This window comes from Brevibacillus fortis, from assembly GCF_003013395.1.
GTDB classification, from domain to species: Bacteria; Bacillota; Bacilli; order Brevibacillales; family Brevibacillaceae; genus Brevibacillus; species Brevibacillus fortis.
The window spans coordinates 40265-56987 of record NZ_PXZM01000016.1 but is presented as its reverse complement, the minus strand read 5'-3'; the positions used below and the strand labels follow the sequence as shown (position 1 = coordinate 56987).

The following is a 16723-nucleotide window of genomic DNA, read 5'->3' as shown; positions in this document are numbered from 1 at the left end:
AAATAAGTAAGGAGATCGTACAGCATGAAGATGTCCAAAGCAGAGCAAAAACAGCAGACGATGCAAAAGCTGATCGAAGTGGCAAGAGAGATGTTCTCCAAGCAAGGCTATGCGGATGCCGCCATGGAAGACATCGTTAAGCAAGCAGGGGTGACCCGGGGCGCACTGTACCATCATTTTGGCAGCAAAGAAGGATTATTTCAGGCAGTATTGGCTTCTGTCCAAAAAGAAATCGGAGATCGCGTAGAAGCTGAAGCTGCGAAAAGTGAGGATCCTTGGCAACAATTGATCTTGGGCTGCTTGGCCTTTGTCTCCTCGGCCGTCGAACATCACAACAAGCGGATTCTGCTTATCGATGGCCCTTCTGTCATTGGGTGGGAAACGTGGCGCCGGATGGACGAGGAAAACTCCATGCGCCATCTCAGGGAGCAGCTTCTAACGATGCAGGAGCAAGGATACCTACGTCCCGTTTCCATCGACGCTCTGACGCATTTGCTGTCTGGTGCGATGAACGAAGCCGTGCTCTGGATTTCGGAGACGCCTGATCATGAGAAGTCCCTTAAGGAAATTTCAACAGCGATAACCCTTCTCTTGGAAGGATTTCGCGCAAAATAAAAGCAAAGCACCCCTGCTTCCGCCTCTTGTCGGCAAAATGCAGGGGTGCTCTGTTATTGTGAAGCAATACTAGGATGAAAATCGGGTAGCTCGTCCAATCCGAATTTTTTCAGCTGCCCGAGCAATAATGCTCTCCACCGAGGATGGGTCCTCTACAACATCATATTCGTTGATATTGACCCGCAAAATCGGACAAGAAGTAAAGGAGGCAATCCAGCTGTCATAGCGGCCAAACAAGTCCTGCCAGTAATCCACCGGAGTTTGTTGCTCCATCGGACGGCCCCGTTCTTTTACGCGGCCAACAATATCATCGAAGCTTCCCTCCAAATAGATCAAAATATCCGGGTGCGGGAAGTAAGGCGTCATGACCATCGCTTCAAAAAGTTCTGTATAAGTGCGGTAATCTTCTTCTGTCATGTTGCCTTGCTCGTACAGCATGCGGGCAAAAATCCCGGTATCCTCATAAATTGAGCGATCTTGGACAAAACCGCCACCATAATCAAACATCCGTTTTTGTTCCTTAAAGCGTTCTGCCAAGAAGAAAATTTGCAAATGAAAGCCCCAACGTGATAAATCGTTATAGTAACGTCCCAAATAGGGGTTATTGTCAACCTTCTCTACGGACACACGAAATCCGAGCTGATCTGCCAAGGCGTGTGTAAAGGTGGATTTTCCTACCCCTACTGTTCCCCCGATCGTAATCACTGCGTTGCTCGGTATCCCGTATTTTTCACGAAGCGTGCTGTTCTGAAACCTCGACATGTACGCAACTCCTTATCCCCATGCTTACTTTTCCTTCGTTCCCTATACTTCTTGGCCCATCAACTCTTGAATCCGTGGCGCAATTCGATCCAGTACATATTTCAAGTCTTCTGGTCTATGTACAAAATCTAAATCGTCACAATTAAATTTGATGACAGGCGTATCCGGATGATGCTTTTCAAACGCTTCCATAAACTCGTTGTAGTCAGCAATCAGGTTCTCCATATAGGTAATATCCATGCTGCGCTCCATTTCACGATCTCGCATCGCAATCCGCTTCATCACGGTCTCAATCGAAGCTGTCATGTAGATCACCAAATGTGCCTGAGGCAAATCCTCTGTCAGGATATCATAAATTTTGAGGTACTTTGGCAGGTTATCTCCTTGTAACGTCCGTTTGGCAAAAATCGTATTTTTGAAAATATTGTAATCAGAAACAACGGAAATACCTTGATTCAGGAACTGTGAATGAATATCTTGCAACTGCTTGTAACGATTGCAGAGGAAAAACATTTCGAGCTGAAAGCTCCATTCGGCAATATTTTCATAAAATTTACCTAGGAATGGGTTTTCGTTGACGATTTCTTCCAGTAGCTGCAAGTTGCATGCACGACTTAGTTCCCGCGATAAAGAGGTTTTCCCAATACCAATAGGTCCCTCAACGGTAATCAATATGGACTTCATGTATGCTTCGATTCCTTTCAAGAAAATGAGAGCACTCCATATTGTAGCATGTGTGTAAGCGTTTGTCGAAAACATTCGCATTGTGTCGGTTGGTATCATATGGCACCTCTTCTTTCCAAAAGAAAAACTGCTCTTCATCAAGAGCAGTTCGATTCTTAGGTAAAATATTCAACGCGTGCCTGCGGAAACAGTCGGGCAATTTCACTTTCCAAATGGGCCTGCAAAGCCTTGGCTTGGATGTCAGGATAGACATACTTCCCTTTCCCGTATTTCCCCCATTTGTACTTGCGCTCTTCTTCTTTCATCGCAAGCTTCGTTTTCGGATAGCGCTGGAGAATCAAGCTTTTGGCGATCTTGGTAAAACGGTGCTGGATCAGCTCAAACGTCAAATCCTCCATCGCTTCGGGAACCAACTGCGAACGCAGCCTTTCCAGCAAATCGGTATACCCCGCTTCCCATCCGTCAAACCAATATAAAGGCGCTAAAATAAAGCCGAGCGGATAACCGGCTTTGGCAACCTTCCCTGCTGCCTCCAGTCGCTGATGAAAGCTGGAAGTTCCTGGCTCGAAATTTCTGATGACATAGTCAGCATTCATACTGAAGCGAAATCGGGTATGCTTGTTGTGTTTGGCATCCAGCAAGGAATCCACGTGGTGAAACTTGGTCACAAAGCGCAACCTCCCAAACTGCTGCTGACCCATAAACTCAATCGCCCGTTTCAGATTGCCCGAAATATGCTCAATGCTAACCGGATCGGAAGTACAGGCTGCCTCAAAACGAGTGATTTCACCCGGGCGTTCTAGAATATATTTTTCGGCCTGCGCAAGAATCTCATCCGTATTGACGTACACACGAACATAAGGCTTGGTCCCGATATTGGTGTTCAAATAGCAATAGTGACAGTGGGCAGCACATCCTGTAGCCAGTGGAATGGCATATTCTGCGGAAGGCTTGGAGGTCTCGAACTTCAACGTCTTGCGTACACCGATGACCAGCGTCCGCTTCGCATTGCGATATTTCTCCACTTCTGTGTCCCCGGGGATGCCGCGTACCTGATTATGACTGGTCGTCATCTGCATCGGAATCCCTTTCGTTTGAAAACGACGATACAACTCTTGACCGAGTGGATAATTCAGTGCATTTGGCTCGACGAAAATATAATCCGGAACAAACAGCTTGCTGCCTTTCTGCTCCGTTTTTTCAGGTCTCTCCAAAAGGGTCGTTCCCATCGCCATCAATCCCCCTTTCAGCTAGTATGCCCGAGCCATTCGGCCAAACGTTAGGGGAAGTATGGCTGTGACCGTTATTTCAAGGTGTTCTGAAAATCCCGTAGCAGCGCCTTTGCTTGCTCCTCATGAGCTAGCGGTACTTGCAGTGTATACACATGCCCTGCTTTTTTGGTCTGTCTGAACAAAAGCCTGACAGAAATTCCTTTCATTTCTAAATAACTCCGATATTCCTGAACAATCCGCGGGAGGCCATACGATTCATGAACCGTAACCCATTTGATCCACATCCACCTGCACCCCACCCCTACACACTTCTTTCTTTTACAGTAAGCAGTGGACGGGCGATTGGTTCAAGACAAAAGAGAGTTGCTGACATTTTAGTAAAACCGTTTTGGCATCTGCACCGTCTAATGGTATAGGAGGGGGAAAAAGTGAATCTTGAACAGCTCGTTTCGCACGCAAAAAATGGGGATGATGATGCCTTTTTTCAACTCGTCAGCCTCCATAAAGAACAACTGTATAAAATCGCCTACGCCTTTCTCCGTAATGAGACAGATGCATTAGAAGCTATTCAGGAAACGACGTGCCGTTCCTATCTCAAGCTGGCACGGTTGAAACAGCCTGCGTATTTTCGAACATGGCTGACGCGAATCCTTATTCATATTTGTCTGGATGAACAAAAACGTCGGAAACGGCTCGTTTTGGATCCCATGGTGGAAGACGCTGTCGAACGTGTGAGTACTCATATGGACGAGCAAAACATTGAACGTATCCAAATCGAAGAGGCTCTCGCTCGCCTGAGCCCGCATTATCGCCGCATTATTATTTTGAAATATTTCGAAGATCGGACCATACGCGATATTGCACAGGTACTCGGTCAACCGGAAGGTACCATCAAAACCTGGCTGCATAAGGCTTTGGGTGCACTTCGAAAAGACCTCGGGAAAGGCTGGTGAGTTCCATGCATGATAATGAGAAAAATAATCGGAGTCCATTCATGGCTCCTCCTGAGATCGATCAGTACATTCGAAACGGGATGGATCAAGCAAAAGAGCTGAGAAAAAAACAGACCCGCCAGCGTTGGATTCGCATTAGTTCGGGTCTGGTTGCCTGCTCGTTTGTTCTTGTTTTTATTTTTTCCATTCGTCTTTCTCCCGCGATTGCTGCTTATGTCAGTACGATTCCCGGGATGGAGCGGATCGTGGAGTTCCTTCATGATGACAAAGGCTTACGATTGGCCGCGGAAAACAATCTCGTCCAAAATATTGATGCCAGTGGCTCACTTGAGGGTGTGACTTTCACAATCGATCAGGCATTGGCAGATGAAAAACGGATGCTCCTCTTTTATACCTTGAAGAATAATGGCAACGATAAAGAAGTAGCATTGGACAGAATCGAGTTGTTTGATCAATCAGGGAAAGAGTGGGAGTATGGTGTTTCCTGGTCAAGGATGGGCACTGAAGACGCTACGACCCAAAACCGTCTTGATATCATTATCAACGAAGCGACTGAAATACCTGATGCACTAACCGCAAAAGTCACACTGGAAATCGATAACATCAAACAAGTAACTCCTGTGATGATTGACTTTACGATCGACAAAAGCAAGTATAAGACGCTACAGACAAAAGAGTACCCAGTGATGAAGGAGGTCACGGTTGACGGACAGCGTTTTACGATTGAACAAATCGCGGTTTTCCCTACACAATCAGAAGTAAGTATTCGGTTTGATCCGGCCAATAAAAAACACGTGTTTGATTTTGATAAGCTAAGACTCGTGGATGAAAAAGGGCAAACTTTCGCTTTTTGGGGGAATGGCGTTCCAGTTCGTGACAACGGAGAAAACGGGAAGGTATACCATTTGGAGAGCATTTATTTTGTGGAGCCCGAGAAGCTCTACCTCAAAGCCAATGGCATTCGTGCTCTGGATAAAGATCAACTACAGATCGTGATCGATGCGCAGACAGGAACATTAACAAAAGTCCCCAATGATCGTATGAAATTAACAGCTCTGCGGCAAGTCGACGATGTTGTTGGCATGGATTTTTCTTTGAAGGTGCCGCCACAAGATTACCATTCGCATATCTTCCTTGGGAATAACTTTACCGACGATTTGGGAAATGAATATGAATACGTGCAAGGCACCAGTTCTTCTGCCTCTTCAGATGAATCGATTCAAAACTATTCCATACTGTACAAACGAAAGACAAACAAAGGCATGCCTACTCACTATTCTTTTACTTTGTCGAACTTTCCTGAACGACTTCAAGGTACATTCTCTGTCGAAATTAAATAAGAAATGCCCCATCAGTGATTGCTTGAACAGCATCATTGTGGGGCATTTTTTTACGTATAGACTAGTCGACAACCGCCCAGTGATTGGTCGGTCCATGCCCACCACCTAATTGCGGAGCTGTCTTAATGGCTTCGAAAATAAAACGGTTTGCTTTTTCAACAGCAGCGATGAGTGGTGTGCTTTTCGCCAGCTCTGCCGTAAGAGCCGCTGAGAATGTGCAGCCTGTGCCATGTGTATGGCGTGTATGGATGCGCTCATGGGAAATCTCATGAAAGGCAGTGCCATCGAACAAAATATCCACGACAACATCCCCTTGCATATGCCCACCCTTCATCAGGACATTGCGGGCGCCTAATGCATGTATCGCTTTTGCTCCTTCGCGCATCTCGTCTGTCGTCTCGATTCTCATGCCAGTCAAGCATTCTGCTTCCGGCAAGTTAGGTGTGACGACTTCCGCCAAAGGCAGCAATTCTTTTTTCAATGCAACGATCGCCTCATCCAGAAGTAGTTTTGACCCTCCCTTGGCAATCATCACCGGGTCTACCACCAGCTTTTTCAGGCCAAATGCTTTGACCTCTTCCGAAACAGCACGAATGATATCAGCGTTAAACAGCATTCCCGTTTTCGCCGCGTCAGCGCCAAGATCACGCAGCACCTCATGCATTTGCTGTGCAACCGCCTCTGTCGGCAACGGATAAACGCCTGCTACGCCTAATGTATTTTGTGCGGTGATAGCTGTGATCGCACTCATTCCATACACACCGAGCTGATGAAAGGTTTTCAGGTCTGCCTGGATCCCAGCTCCCCCACCGCTATCCGAACCCGCTATCGTCAATGCTTTCGCAATCGTGCTCATGACATTCCCTCCTGCTTTCCCACCTTTTCTCACCTGAGTATACCATCCGCCCGTTCCATTCGGTATACTAAAGGAATGTTTGCCAGCTGTCATGCAAGGAGGCATATGCATGTCTTATCGAATCTTTTATTGGTTGACCTTTTTGATTCCAACCATCATCATCGGGGGTTTTGAATTTATTCGTCACGACTTTCTGCTGCCCTATATGTCTATGGAAGCCGGAAATGTGTACATTACCCTCTTGACGCTCTTTCTCTCTTTTTTATTCGCCACTTGGATGTTTCACACACTTAAACAAATGAATGCACGAATTGTCGAGGAACAAGCTCGTCGTGCTGTTTATGAAGAACGTGAACGCCTTGCCCGCGAATTACACGACGGGATTGCGCAGTCTCTGTTCTTCCTCAACGTAAAGCTGAAGCAAGGACACTTGGACGATGCACGGGTCGCTGTTTCTGCCATCGACAATCATGTACGCCAAGCCATCTTTAATTTGCGCTCATTGCCTGAAGAAGGCAGTCTGGATCAACGCCTTGAAAAATGGCTTGCCCAATGGAGTGCTTTATCTGGAATCGATGTTATCAGCGAATTGCATGTCAAAGACGGCTTTTTTACTCCTACAGCAGAAGTCCAACTGTTCGGGATTATTCAGGAAGCATTTGCAAACATTCGCAAGCATTCTCAGGCCAAGCATTCGTGGATTCATCTCACGACGGATGAAACAACAGGTTGGGTTATCGCCGTTGAGGACGATGGCATTGGGATTTCCAACCCTTCTCCAGATACGAAAAAATACGGTTTGTCCATGATGCGCGAGCGAGCACGCCAGTTGAACGCAGCCATCGACATTCAGTTACGACCGGCAGGCGGTACGATCATCCGCTTATCTTCTCAATCAGGAGGAAAAACACTATGAACGCTTACCGTGTATTGATCGCCGACGACCACCCGATGGCTCGTATGGCCATTCGCAGCCTGCTTGATCCCGATCCCTCTTTTGAAGTCATCGGTGAAGCACAAAATGGCGAGGAAGCTTTTCTCTTATGCGGACAAATACAGCCGGACCTTGTGCTCATGGACATCAACATGCCGAAATGGAGCGGACTCGAAGCGACCCGCGAGGTCAAAAAAGCATACCCGCATATCAAGGTTGTCATTCTCAGCGTCTCTGATGACGTTGCTGACCTAATCACGGCTATTCAGTTCGGCGCCCAAGGATACTTGCTGAAAAATTTAGAGCCTGACGACTGGATTAACTACTTGCACGCCTTGCTCGGAGAGGACAGTGAGTTGACACGCGAAATGGCAAACCGGCTCATGTACCGCTTCCGTCAAGAAGAAGCGACGGATGAAATGGTACCAGCTGTTCTGACCCCGCGAGAGCGAGAGATTGTCATGTATGTGGGAGCCGGAAAAACGAACCGGGAAATAAGCGAGGCGCTGATCATCGCAGAAAACACTGTGAAAAACCACCTAAAAAACATTCTCGAAAAGCTGCAATTGGCTAATCGCGTCCAGCTCGCTGCTTATGCGGTTCGCCATCATTTGGTCATAAAATAAAACAAAAAACATTGCTTTCCTCTCGATCAACTGTCATCCTTAGAAAGATACGTTTTACACAGACATAAGAAATGCAGGTGAACCGCATGATCGAAGTCAAGACCTCCAAACTGAGTAATGGAGAATTAAATAGAGGCGTATTTGCAACGCAAGATATCCGAAAAGGCGTCCTGATTCATGAAGCGCCCGTTCTGCCCTATTTGAACGAAGAGCATGAGCATATCGAGAAAACCTTGCTCGCGGATTATGCATTTGAATACGGTGCCAATCACACAGCCTTCTTGTTAGGCTATGGCATGCTATTTAATCACTCCTACACGCCAAATGCCACGTATGAGATTAATTTTGATAACCACACGTTTGATTTTTATGCGTATACGGATATTAAAGCGGGGGAAGAAATTTTAATCAACTACAACGGTGATGAGGATTGCGATGATCCTCTCTGGTTTTATGAAGACCAACAGAAAGAAACAGATGATACCAAATAAGCGTATGCAATAAAAAGAATGAAAACCCGGAAACAGACACTTGAAAAAGTGCCCGTCCTCCGGGTTGTTTTGTGTAGAGAGACCTACTTATAATCGTGGACGAATGGTTTTCTCGAAAAAAGATAGCCACAGACCAGGCTTTATTTCTTTTTGATCCGTCAAGATAAATCCATGCCGTCCATACAATCGAACGGCCGGTTCATTCAAGGAACCAGTCGCGACAACTATCTTGCTGCAGCCATGCTCGTGGACAGAGGCAAGCAATTGACTCGCGATTCCCTTGCGAAAATGAATAGGATCAACAATCATCCGATGAATATCTAACGTTTCTCCTTCGATCAAAAAAGATGCTGCCCCTGCCAGTTCACCTTCCACGATGTAGCCGTAAAACGTTTCTCCACATGTCCGCAGTTGTTCTACTGATTCTTGCAGGGGAGGAATATCTTCTGTTCCAATTAGCTCCGCCTCTACACGATACGCTCTTTGCTGCATGCTCCAAAGTTTTTGTACCGTTTGTTCATCCTGTAAATCTAATCGCATGATCATTTCGTTTTCCCCCGCATTTAACTGTCTGGTGCTGCCTCAAAGCTATAGTACACATAAGGATCTTTCGGAGCCGAGACGGCTTCAACCTGGGATGCTTTGAGAACAAGCATGTCGTATCCGTCGACCTGACGCAGCTCAAGCTTTCCACGAACTTTTACCCAGCTATCTTTTGCCCATTTGTTCGCGTCTTCCTTTTCTACCAAAACGCCATAAACACTGGAATCTGCTGTACAGCAGGTGACGGAAAAACGCGCCACGACAAATTGCTGCTTAGTAAAATCAGGCTGCCGATAGACAAACCCCATTGTCTCAAGCTCTTTTCCAGCAAATTCTTTTGCATACAGCTCCATCGTGGTGAGTCCGTCTAAGAACACTTTGTCATTCAGTTCAATCACTGGCTGTTTATGTAAAAAGACGGCGATATCCGTGTAGAAGTCACCAAAACCTCCATTCGAAAATCGTTGCCGCAATTGCTCATCGGTTGTCGCTTGCGCCGGGGATGTTGCAGCCTGACTAGTAGCTTCTGAATTTGATTCAATGTTTGGCCGGGCCTCTTCTTTTGCAGCCTCTGCTGTCTGTTTCGTATCTTCTGTAACATTCGCATTTTCTGTTGCATTCGCATTCGCCGTAACATCTGCCAGCTTTCGTACATCATTGCTGAGAAGCGTGATTCCCCGCTTCTCGGCTACATCACTGCCAAGAATTTTATCGGGCATGACAAATCCCATCACGATTGGGAGTACGAACAACCCATAAACCAAAAGGGAGCCCATCGATGTACGCGGAACTTTGTGCTGCTCCTCACAATCGCAATCGTAAACGCTACTACCCACAAAGATTTGTCGTATGCTGACAATTGTCAACAGGGCCAAGATGACGAGCGTGACATAGCTGAACATATGCAATCGCGGTGCGAGATAGTGACTGAGCCTTTCCGACAGGATCAAATAGGCCAACAACACCGTAATGCCAGCCAATATCAGACTGCGTATGACATGATGACGCTTCAAATTGTTCTGATCCATATTTTCCTCCTTACACCGGTATGATCAAGGTGACGCCAATCACCAAAAGCGTAATAGCCACGACCAGCTTTACAACAAAACCAAAGCGAAATGTTCCAAATAGCATCAACGTCGTTTTTAAATCGAGCATGGGACCGAAAACCAGAAAAGCAAGCAACGAGCTGCTTGAAAACGTATTGGCAAAGGAAGCCGCGATAAACGCATCTGCCTCTGAACAAAGCGAAAATAAATATGCCATCCCCATCATGACCAAATTGGAGGTGAGCGGAGTTTGACCGATGTCCATGAGCGTGTCCCGGCTGATGTACACCTGTAAAAGCGCACTGATAAACGCACCAAGCAACAAGTATTTTCCCATGTCAAAAAATTCGTCCACCGCGTGGGCAAACGTCGAAGACAGCTTTCCACCTGTCGCTTTTACATGGTCGGCTTCATGACTGATTTGCGATTCCATGCCGAGCCGTATCGGATTTTTTTTGACAAACAGGAAGACAAGCATGCCCACAATAAGGGCAACAACGAATCCCGCAATACCCCGGTAGAGAGCCATTTCCGGCTGCCTTGCGAAAGCGACATAGGTCGATGACAATACAACGGGATTCACAATCGGTCCCGCTAATAAGAAGACAATCCCGACTGACAGCGGCATCCCTTTTTGGATCAAGCGACGAACCACAGGGATAATGGCACATTCACATACAGGGAACAAAAACCCGAGCAACCCGGCAAACGGCAGGGCCACGAGTGGGTGCTTCGGTGTCCAACGCCTCACCTGCTCTTCTGTCACAAACGTCTGAATAAACGCAGAAAAGAATACTCCCAAGAGGACAAACGGGATTGCCTCCAACCAAATACTAAGGAAAAAGGTTTTCACATCTAGCCACAAAGGGGACCACTCTATGCTCCAACCGGAAAACAAGCTGCTGTCTCTGCCCATTGTTAACCAGACCACGCTTAGACCCAGCAGGAGTGCCCCGATTATTTCAACCAGGAATTGGCGAATCTTCAGAATCAAGTGGGAGTCCTCTCCTCTCTTTTTACAAATAGGTATCATTCTTATTTAGATATTAGAATCGAAATTCCTCCTCGTTATTTCACTTTTTTTATAAAATGAACAGGTTGTACAGCCTTCCCTTCCCCCTGTATCCGTCTTATAATGATGAAAAATGGAACGGTTCGGGGTGAATGAAGTGAGCGAAGAAATTCAGCGCATTCCCACTGATCTAGAGGTTTGTGAAGTACAGACGATCGATGAAGAAAAAGTAAACAGGCTTCGGCCCAGAATGATCGAGACGGAAGGTGTCGCCCCTCTCTTCAAGGCTCTCGCAGACGATACGCGAGCAAAAATCATTTACGCGCTTGCACTTGAAGGAGAGCTATGCGTTTGTGATGTCGCAGCAACCATCAATAGTTCAATCCCCAATACCTCTCACCATCTGCGCTTACTAAAAAACATGGGCCTCGCCCGGTACCGCAAAAATGGCAAGCTCGTCTATTACTCGCTCGATGATGATCATGTCCGCCATTTAATCATGTGTGGAATTGAGCATGCTGCCGAATTGAAGCAATCAAAATCGTAAATCACTGGCTTTTAAACAGGTCCGTCACCAAGTGTGGCGGCCTTTTTTTGCTGATGAACAAAAATCATTCAAATGATTACTTGAATATAATAATGTATATGGTATGATTTAGTTAATCCTCACCGGAAAGAAGGACCGGATCATGAACGACTATGATGTCATCGTAATTGGCGGAGGGCAGGCAGGACTTGCTCTCGGATATGCACTCAAGCGAAAAAATCGCCGCTTTGTCATCTTGGAGCAAAACAAACGGATCGGTGATAGTTGGCGACAACGGTACGATTCACTCGTGCTTTTTACGCCACGCAAATATAATCATCTACCTGGTCTCAATTTCCCAGGAGAGCCGCATACACTCCCAAACAAGGAAGATGCAGCAGACTACCTGGAGTTGTATGCAAACCATTTCGAATTACCAGTCATGCTGGGTACAACCGTTTTGGAACTTAGCCAGGTCGGAACTAGATTTCAGGTTCGGACTCAAGGCAGCTTGCTCTTCGCGAATCAGGTGGTTATTGCTACGGGTCCCTTTCATACACCCTATATCCCGGCTATCGCAAACAGTTTGAACCCAACCATTCGTCAATTGCACACCGCAGAGTACAAAAATGAAAGCCAGCTCATTGACGGTCCTGTCCTTGTCGTGGGCAGTGGCAACTCTGGCGCACAAATTGCAGTAGAGCTCGCCGCTCATCGATCCGTTGTTTTTTCACAGGGAGAATCACGTTCTTACTTGCCGCTCTTTATTTTTGGAAAACCTATATTTGATTACATGAAGGCACTCGGGTTACTCGATGCCCCCCACTCCACTTGGCTTGGTCAAAAATTGAGTCAATCACCCGATCCGATATTCGGTTACAAAAAGCAGGTTCGGGAACTGTCCAGAACCGGGGCACTGCGATTGGTATCCCGAGCATTACAGGTGAATGGGAATACTGCTACTTTTGCAGATGGCACACAAGCAACGGTCAACAACATATTGTGGGCTACCGGTTTTCGACCGAACTACGATTGGCTACGCGTTCCCAATGTGCTCGATTCCCATGGCCGACCTCTTCATCATCGAGGCATAACAAAAGTTCCTAGCCTATCCTTTCTCGGGCTGCCCTGGCAGCATACACGAGGATCAGCTCTTATGGGCGGTGTAGGAAATGACGCGCTTTATTTAGCAGAGCATCTATAAATCGTACTTTTGATAAGGAGGACACAATCATGGGCTTTCATCATCACGATCATGGAGATGGGCACGATCACCATCACCATGGAAAAGGAGCCAGTAAACGGGCTCTTCTCATCTCTTTCCTCATCATTGCTGTATTTTTGGTTGTAGAAACCATTGGAGGCTTCCTCACCAATAGCTTGGCATTGCTCTCTGATGCTGGACATATGTTAAGCGATGCATTAGCCCTTCTGTTGAGCTTGATCGCCGTTCATTTCGCAGCACGACCGCCATCTGCCAAAAGAACATTCGGGATGAAACGCTTTGAAATCTTGGCAGCACTGACCAATGGCGTGACACTTGTACTGATTTCCTTGTTCATTTTCTGGGAAGGATTCCAACGCATGTGGGATCCGCCTGAGGTTGCCAGCGGCTCCATGATCATCATCGCCACGGTTGGACTCTTAGCAAATATTGCTGCTGCCTTTGTCCTCATGCGTGGCGATACCAAGAACAACGTCAATGTACGCAGTGCGTATCTCCATGTACTCGGCGATCTTCTTGGTTCCGTAGGGGCAATCGCTGGCGGTATCCTGATGTGGGCATTTGGCTGGTACATTGCTGACCCTATCATCAGTATCGTCGTTGCTATCTTGATCATGCTGAGCGCATGGCGCGTAACAAAAGAATCCGTCAATATTTTGCTGGAAGCCGCTCCTTCAAGGCTGGATACGACAAAAGTAGAAGAGCGACTCGGCCAGCTACCGGGAGTTATCAAAGTGCATGACCTCCACATTTGGACAGTTACTTCCGGCTTTGATTCCCTGACATGCCATCTGGTTGTTGAGGACGATTTGCCTAGCTACCCTGTGTTAAATGACGCACTTGCCCTTTTGGAAAAAGAATTCGGCATTACACACGCTACTATCCAGATTGAAAACTCGTCTACTACACACGGTGATTTACATTGCCAGTCAACAACCGATTCTCACGATCATGATCATGCGCACGACCATGATCACAACCACGACCATGCGCATGATCATAAACAACATAGCCATTCCTAACAAAAGAAAACCATCTCCCGACATTTTCGAGAGATGGTTTTTCTTGTGATTAATCTTCCATGGTAGACAGGTCACCAGTCGGTAGACCTAATTCCCATGCTTTCAAGACGCGGCGCATGATTTTTCCGGAACGTGTTTTTGGCAGCTTATCACGGAATTCGATTTCACGAGGAGCAGCATGTGCAGCCAGTCCTTCTTTCACAAACTTGCGAATTTCATCCATCAACGCTTCACTTGGCTCATAGCCTGCTCGCAGCGAGATGAACGCTTTGATAATTTCACCGCGAACCGGATCTGGTTTGCCGATGACACCCGCTTCCGCTACTGCTGGATGCTCCACGAGCTTGCTCTCTACTTCAAACGGACCGACCCGCTCACCTGAAGTATTGATCACATCATCAATACGGCCTTGGAACCAGAAGTAGCCTTCTTCATCCTTGTATGCGGAATCCCCGGATACATACCATCCTGGGATGCTGAAGTACTCTTCGTACTTCGCTGGGTTGTTCCAAATTTGCCTCATCATGGACGGCCAGCCCACACGGATTGCCAGATTCCCCATACGATTCGGCGGCAATTCGTTGCCACGATCATCGATGATCGCTGCATATATACCTGGGAACGGCTTACCCATCGATCCAGGCTTAATTGCCATACAACGATAGTTGGAAATCAGTTGAGCACCTGTTTCCGTCATCCACCAGTTGTCGTGAATGCGTTGATTAAACACGCGCATTCCCCAATGAACGACTTCAGGGTTCAGTGGTTCGCCCACGCTAAGTACGTGGCGCAGACTGGATAAGTCAAACTGCTTCACGAGTTCGTCCCCTGCCCCCATGAACATGCGGAACGTCGTTGGCGCACTGAACCAAATCGTTACTTTATTTTTTTCAATCACTTTATACCATTCTTCGGGAGTAAAGCGCCCTCCTCGAACAACAATGCTCGCTCCATTCAACCAAGGAGCAAAAATGCCATAAGAAGTGCCCGTTACCCAGCCTGGGTCTGCCGTACACCAATAAATATCATCCTCTTGTAAGTCGAGAATCCATTTTCCAGTCTGGTAATGCTGAATCATGGCGTTGTGGACATGCAGAACACCTTTTGGCTTGCCCGTTGAACCTGATGTATAGTGGAGGATCAATCCATCCTCCCGATCAACCCATTCGATTTCCAACTCGGAGGAGGCTTCTTCCATCGCTTTTTCAAAGCTAATATGTCCTTCGTTTACCTCTTCTGCTCCCACGACAATCACGTGCTTCAAAGCAGGAAGTTCACTTACGGGAATGCGTGGCAAGAGTGCTGGTGTCGTGACGATCGCAACTGCTTCGCTATTTTCCAAGCGATCACGCACGGCCGCTTCCATAAACGCTTCGAACAGCGGTCCTACGATTGCGCCAACCTTAATCGTCCCTAAAACGCTTACATAAAGCTCCGGCGAACGCGGCATAAAGACGAAAACGCGATCGCCCTTTACAATACCCAAATTCCGCAAAACATTTCCGAATTTATTGGATAGCTCGCTTAATTGCGCGAACGTATAAGTCTCGTCTCTCGTCGCATTGCTGTACATCAAAGCGATTTTGTCTTTCCGATCAGTAGCGAGATGTCGATCGATGGCTTCATACGCCATGTTCACTTTCCCTGTCTCATACCAAGAAAACTGCTTTTCCACATCCGCCCAATCAAAATTCGCATATGCTTCGTCATAATTTTCCAGATTATAAGAGCCTTCGGTTGCTGGAATTTTCTCCACGTTCATGTCTTCACTCTCCCACTCTACATCTTTTTTCTCACTACGCAACATTCATAATATTTCTACATTTTTTGAGTAATTCCTCCTGCCAGAACCTACTTATTCGATCGCGAACATTTTCTTGTATAATGACGGTATTCTTACCACGAAGGAGATGGCTGACCATGATGATCTGGCTTATTTTACTTGGCGCTATCGCCTTGTTGCTTTTTCGAGCCTATCGCAATACATTTGATGTTCAAATAAAAGAAGTATCTATACCCTTGCAAAAATCCCGGCACCTTCAACATCCGCATGAGCTTGAGCCGGTTTCAATCTTGCATTTGTCTGATTTGCACATGGAAAACTTATCTGTACTGCCCCAGCGCATTGTCAATGACTTCTCGCAGCGTCAGGTGGACCTGATTGCCATTACCGGCGACTTGCTCGACCGCGAAGTTAATATTCCGAAGGCTGTTTCGTTTGTGCAATGCCTCCAGCAATTGAAGCCAGCACTCGGAACTTACGTCGTTTTTGGCAATCATGACTACGTTCTTAGCCCTTTCAAGCTCGCGCAGTTGAAATCAGAGCTTACGCGAATTGGCTGTCGTGTTCTCATCAACGAAAATGAAACGATCTATCACAAGGGGCAGCCCTTGCACATCATTGGTGTAGATGATTTCAGCACACGACATAGCAACTTGGAAAAGTCATTCTTCGGTGTACCCGAAACGGGAGCAAGGCTCGTCTTAACCCATGATCCTAATATAGTTTTGCATATGAAAGAGTATGCTTACGATTATTTGTTGTCAGGGCATTTTCACGGAGGACAGATCCATTGGCCTCGCCCCTTTCATCTCGCCACGATGGGGAAGCTGCCTAAGCTGAACATGGTAAAAGGTCTTCACGAGATGGATGGTCGACTCTTTTACATCAGTGAGGGTCTGGGGCAAACAGGGGTAAACATCCGTCTGCGTTCCCGTCCTGAGATGACTTTGCATGTACTAGGCAGTGATGCTCCATTTAACGAGCTGGCCGCTCCAGCTGTGGCTCTACAAGAAACAGCTGCCACGCTCGCCCTCGACTAAGGTATAATAGCCTTACTTTCGTGTCGAGAT

At 46.9% G+C, this 16723-nt stretch carries 19 protein-coding genes; 10 read left to right on the top strand and 9 right to left on the bottom strand.

Annotation, left to right across the window (positions count from 1 at the left end; all coding sequences use genetic code 11):
- Positions 1–24: 24 nt before the first annotated feature.
- Complete coding sequence (locus C7R93_RS11525) at positions 25–615, top strand: TetR/AcrR family transcriptional regulator (RefSeq protein WP_106838932.1); 591 nt, start codon at positions 25–27, stop codon at positions 613–615.
- A gap of 69 nt (positions 616–684) precedes the next feature.
- Here C7R93_RS11525 and C7R93_RS11520 read toward each other — a convergent pair whose 3' ends face one another.
- From C7R93_RS11520 to C7R93_RS11505, 4 genes are all read right to left on the bottom strand, one after another.
- Positions 685–1377, bottom strand: coding sequence for a deoxynucleoside kinase (locus tag C7R93_RS11520; protein ID WP_106838931.1), 693 nt, complete (start codon positions 1375–1377; stop codon positions 685–687).
- A 42-nt stretch (positions 1378–1419) separates the two neighbouring features.
- Complete coding sequence (locus tag C7R93_RS11515; RefSeq protein ID WP_106838978.1) at positions 1420–2061, bottom strand: deoxynucleoside kinase; 642 nt, start codon at positions 2059–2061, stop codon at positions 1420–1422.
- 155 nt (positions 2062–2216) lie between these two features.
- Positions 2217–3290 carry a spore photoproduct lyase gene (gene splB, locus C7R93_RS11510; protein ID WP_106838930.1) on the bottom strand — a complete coding sequence of 358 codons (1074 nt, stop codon included), beginning with the start codon at positions 3288–3290 and terminating at the stop codon, positions 2217–2219.
- A gap of 74 nt (positions 3291–3364) precedes the next feature.
- Positions 3365–3592, bottom strand: a complete 228-nt coding sequence (locus C7R93_RS11505; RefSeq protein ID WP_106838929.1) for a hypothetical protein — start codon at positions 3590–3592, stop codon at positions 3365–3367.
- A 129-nt stretch (positions 3593–3721) separates the two neighbouring features.
- Here C7R93_RS11505 and C7R93_RS11500 point away from each other — a divergent pair, with 129 nt between their 5' ends.
- Positions 3722–4246 carry a sigma-70 family RNA polymerase sigma factor gene (locus tag C7R93_RS11500; protein WP_106838928.1) on the top strand — a complete coding sequence of 175 codons (525 nt, stop codon included), beginning with the start codon at positions 3722–3724 and terminating at the stop codon, positions 4244–4246.
- A 41-nt stretch (positions 4247–4287) separates the two neighbouring features.
- Positions 4288–5586, top strand: a complete 1299-nt coding sequence (locus tag C7R93_RS11495; protein WP_244191511.1) for a DUF4179 domain-containing protein — start codon at positions 4288–4290, stop codon at positions 5584–5586.
- 61 nt (positions 5587–5647) lie between these two features.
- Here the strand turns inward: C7R93_RS11495 and thiD are convergent, their stop codons facing one another.
- Positions 5648–6442: a bifunctional hydroxymethylpyrimidine kinase/phosphomethylpyrimidine kinase gene (gene thiD / locus C7R93_RS11490; RefSeq protein ID WP_106838926.1), complete on the bottom strand. Its 795-nt coding sequence runs from the start codon at positions 6440–6442 to the stop codon at positions 5648–5650.
- A gap of 109 nt (positions 6443–6551) precedes the next feature.
- Here thiD and C7R93_RS11485 point away from each other — a divergent pair, with 109 nt between their 5' ends.
- From C7R93_RS11485 to C7R93_RS11475, 3 genes are all read left to right on the top strand, one after another.
- Complete coding sequence (locus C7R93_RS11485) at positions 6552–7358, top strand: sensor histidine kinase (RefSeq protein ID WP_106838925.1); 807 nt, start codon at positions 6552–6554, stop codon at positions 7356–7358.
- Complete coding sequence (locus tag C7R93_RS11480; protein ID WP_106838924.1) at positions 7355–8002, top strand: response regulator; 648 nt, start codon at positions 7355–7357, stop codon at positions 8000–8002. The genes C7R93_RS11485 and C7R93_RS11480 overlap by 4 nt, the downstream gene beginning before the upstream one ends.
- Before the next feature lie 86 nt (positions 8003–8088).
- On the top strand, positions 8089–8493 hold the full coding sequence (locus C7R93_RS11475) for an SET domain-containing protein (protein ID WP_106838923.1): 405 nt from the start codon (positions 8089–8091) through the stop codon (positions 8491–8493).
- 87 nt (positions 8494–8580) lie between these two features.
- Here C7R93_RS11475 and C7R93_RS11470 read toward each other — a convergent pair whose 3' ends face one another.
- Genes C7R93_RS11470 through C7R93_RS11460 form a run of 3 tightly spaced genes read right to left on the bottom strand, consistent with a single transcriptional unit; the run spans position 8581 to position 11079 of the window.
- Positions 8581–9039 carry a GNAT family N-acetyltransferase gene (locus C7R93_RS11470; protein WP_106838922.1) on the bottom strand — a complete coding sequence of 153 codons (459 nt, stop codon included), beginning with the start codon at positions 9037–9039 and terminating at the stop codon, positions 8581–8583.
- 17 nt (positions 9040–9056) lie between these two features.
- The gene (locus C7R93_RS11465) at positions 9057–10064 is read right to left on the bottom strand and encodes a TIGR03943 family putative permease subunit (protein WP_106838921.1); all 1008 of its coding nucleotides are present in this window, start codon (positions 10062–10064) and stop codon (positions 9057–9059) included.
- 10 nt (positions 10065–10074) lie between these two features.
- Positions 10075–11079, bottom strand: a complete 1005-nt coding sequence (locus C7R93_RS11460; RefSeq protein WP_106838920.1) for a permease — start codon at positions 11077–11079, stop codon at positions 10075–10077.
- 175 nt (positions 11080–11254) lie between these two features.
- Here C7R93_RS11460 and C7R93_RS11455 point away from each other — a divergent pair, with 175 nt between their 5' ends.
- The 3 genes from C7R93_RS11455 (at position 11255) to C7R93_RS11445 (ending at position 13870) form a co-directional block, all read left to right on the top strand.
- A complete protein-coding gene (locus tag C7R93_RS11455; RefSeq protein WP_244191510.1) occupies positions 11255–11644 on the top strand; it encodes an ArsR/SmtB family transcription factor in 390 nt (129 codons plus the stop codon).
- Between the two features lie 142 nt (positions 11645–11786).
- Complete coding sequence (locus tag C7R93_RS11450) at positions 11787–12827, top strand: flavin-containing monooxygenase (protein ID WP_106838918.1); 1041 nt, start codon at positions 11787–11789, stop codon at positions 12825–12827.
- 29 nt (positions 12828–12856) lie between these two features.
- Positions 12857–13870: a cation diffusion facilitator family transporter gene (locus C7R93_RS11445; RefSeq protein ID WP_106838917.1), complete on the top strand. Its 1014-nt coding sequence runs from the start codon at positions 12857–12859 to the stop codon at positions 13868–13870.
- 49 nt (positions 13871–13919) lie between these two features.
- Here the strand turns inward: C7R93_RS11445 and acsA are convergent, their stop codons facing one another.
- Positions 13920–15632, bottom strand: a complete 1713-nt coding sequence (acsA, locus tag C7R93_RS11440; protein ID WP_106838977.1) for an acetate--CoA ligase — start codon at positions 15630–15632, stop codon at positions 13920–13922.
- Between the two features lie 161 nt (positions 15633–15793).
- On the opposite strand from acsA, the gene C7R93_RS11435 reads away from it, so the two are divergent.
- Positions 15794–16693 carry a metallophosphoesterase gene (locus C7R93_RS11435; RefSeq protein WP_106838976.1) on the top strand — a complete coding sequence of 300 codons (900 nt, stop codon included), beginning with the start codon at positions 15794–15796 and terminating at the stop codon, positions 16691–16693.
- Positions 16694–16723 lie beyond the last annotated feature (30 nt).